Raw genomic sequence first — 2376 nt, 5'->3', positions numbered from 1 at the left:
TAATAATAAGACAATATAAAAATACTATTCGCCAAAATTATATTTATTTTGGAGAGACTGATATAAGAGAATTTACTGATACGGAAGAAGGCACATTACATTGGACAGAAGAAGAAAAACTCATTGAAAAAGAATTTACAAAAACATATTATGAAATGCTGAAGCATTATTTACAAAATAAATATAATGATAAAATAGTTGTAGGAATTGCCGGGAAAAAAGCAAATAAATTAGATATGAATTGGGCAATATTGGAAGATTTTGAATAAAATAATGTGGATAAAATAAAAATGATTAAAAATGTTCATTTATTATAAGACTAAAATGTTATTCTTTGATATATTTGATTAATACTCATAAATAAGGAAAATTTAATTATGATTGATATAAAACATTATACAAAGTTATTTTTCAATGAAAAAACAGGCAAGGAAAGATATGGGTTAATTCAAAAAGAAGCAGAAAATTTTTGTAAAAATAATTCCATTGAAAATTGCTGGGAAGCCGCAATAGAATGTTATAATTGTGAATTATTTTATATTCAGGCGTTTGGTGTTTATATTATGGGAGTTATCGCATACAAACAAAAGAAAGCGTACAATTTTTTAAAAAATAAAGTATGTATAAACCCTTCATGGCAAGTTCAAGAATTCTTGGCAATGGCATTTGATAATTATTGTAAAAATATTGGTTATGAAAAATCATTGGAAACAATAGACGAATGGTTGAACAGTAAAAATAAAAATAACAGACGGGCTGTTACTGAAGGATTAAGAATATGGACAAATAGACCATATTTTAGAGATAATCCCAAAGAGGCAATAAAAATATTATCGGAGCATAAAACAGATGAAAGTGAATATGTAAGAAAATCAGTTGGAAACGCATTAAGGGATATAAGTAAAAAATATCCCGAATTAATAAAAAAAGAATTAAAGAGATGGAAATTGGATACAAAAGAAATAAATCAAGTATATAAATTGGCAAGCAAATTTGTTCAATAAAAACATTAGGGGGAGGAAAATATGAATATTATAGACACTAATTTTAATGAAAAATTGGAAATAAAAGAGGAATTAAAATGGAAATAGAACTTAAAAAGGTCGGCATTGAACATCTGGAAATACTTGTTGATTTAAGAATGGAATTTATAAAAGATATACACCCAAATACTGCTCTTCAACTATTGGAAAAAATAAAAAAATCAACTTTTACTTATTTTAATGATTTATTTAATAATAATTCTTATATAGGTTTTATAGGATTAAATAATAATGGTGAAGTTATATGTACCGCAGGTTTATTAATATATTATCTACCTCCATTAAATAATGAAAATTATAGAAAAATTGGTCATGTACTTAATTTTTATACAAAACCCGCATACAGAAGAAAGGGGATTGGATCGAAACTAATGAACTTTATTAAAGATACAGCCACAGATGAAAAAATAAATAGAATAGTTTTAAATTCAACAAAAATGGGGTTTTCAATGTATAAAAAAGCAGGCTTTATTGAACCTGAAGATAAAGCATTGCTAATAGATTTTAATAATTAAAAATGCTATATAAAAGATATAGTCTGTAATTTTGAGAAATATTTAGGAGGCGAATGATGTTGTTAATTATTGGTTTTTTATTCATGGTTTTTATTTTTGCTATTGTGGGCATATTATCAGGCGCTGCCGCAATATTTATCGATCTGCCGTCAGCTTTACTAATTCTTGTTCCTTTGATTTTCTTCTTTTTAACATCTAAAAGCGGAAATATTTTGGGCAAGTATATCAAAGCCAGTTTCAAAAAGGAGTATACATACACCAAAACTGAATTAAAAACTATTTCTGTGGCGGTAAAAAACACAATTAAATTTATCCTTGCAGTAGGCGGATTTGGTTTTATGACAGGGCTGATTGTCATCTTTAAGTATCTTGATGATAAGCAAATGCTGGGTCCTAGTGTTGCGGTGGCTTTAATAACAATATTGTACTCAATTATGATAAGTTGTTTTGTCTTTTTCCCTGTTCAGGCTTGGGCGGAAAATAAAATTAACATGCTTAAACAAAATAAGGTTGAATAAATTATTATAATTAGGAGAATAATTTATGTATTTTCGTAAAATGGTCGGTAAAAAATGTTACTTGTCTCCAATTGATGTAAATGATGTAGAAAAATTTACTGAATGGCTTAATGATATAGAAGTAACAAATTATTTGATAGTTTATCCGAATATAATAAGCATAGAAAATGAAAAAGGATTCTTGGAAAAATTATCCAAAGAACATACATATTCAATAATTGATAATGAGACTAATGAACTAATTGGAAATTGCGGATATGGAAGTATTGACAATATAAACCAGACAGCGGAAGTTGGAAT

General features: G+C 26.9%; 5 protein-coding genes. All 5 read left to right on the top strand.

Annotated elements, in window-relative coordinates; genetic code table 11:
- The coding region (locus tag ACYVTD_RS11695; RefSeq protein ID WP_461247945.1) for a hypothetical protein at nt 1-269 on the top strand (269 nt) is incomplete at its 5' end.
- A 108-nt stretch (nt 270-377) separates the two neighbouring features.
- Nucleotides 378-1004, top strand: coding sequence for a DNA alkylation repair protein (locus ACYVTD_RS11690; protein ID WP_461247944.1), 627 nt, complete (start codon nt 378-380; stop codon nt 1002-1004).
- Nucleotides 1005-1081: 77 nt separating this feature from the next.
- Nucleotides 1082-1558, top strand: a complete 477-nt coding sequence (locus ACYVTD_RS11685) for a GNAT family N-acetyltransferase (protein ID WP_461247943.1) — start codon at nt 1082-1084, stop codon at nt 1556-1558.
- A 53-nt stretch (nt 1559-1611) separates the two neighbouring features.
- Nucleotides 1612-2076, top strand: a complete 465-nt coding sequence (locus tag ACYVTD_RS11680; RefSeq protein WP_461247942.1) for a MotA/TolQ/ExbB proton channel family protein — start codon at nt 1612-1614, stop codon at nt 2074-2076.
- Nucleotides 2077-2116: 40 nt separating this feature from the next.
- Nucleotides 2117-2376: GNAT family N-acetyltransferase (locus ACYVTD_RS11675; RefSeq protein WP_461247941.1), on the top strand; the 260-nt coding region annotated here is incomplete at its 3' end.

The organism is Treponema sp. R6D11, assembly GCF_054786075.1.
Note: the sequence above shows the minus strand (reverse complement) of the source record. Positions and strands in the feature narration are given on the sequence as shown.

Bases quoted from the DNA above. Each gene is read 5' to 3' on its own strand.
- ACYVTD_RS11690 (WP_461247944.1), top strand. From the start codon at position 378: ATGATTGATATAAAACATTATACAAAGTTATTTTTCAATGAAAAAACA.
- ACYVTD_RS11685 (WP_461247943.1), top strand. From the start codon at position 1,082: ATGGAAATAGAACTTAAAAAGGTCGGCATTGAACATCTGGAAATACTT.
- ACYVTD_RS11680 (WP_461247942.1), top strand. From the start codon at position 1,612: ATGATGTTGTTAATTATTGGTTTTTTATTCATGGTTTTTATTTTTGCT.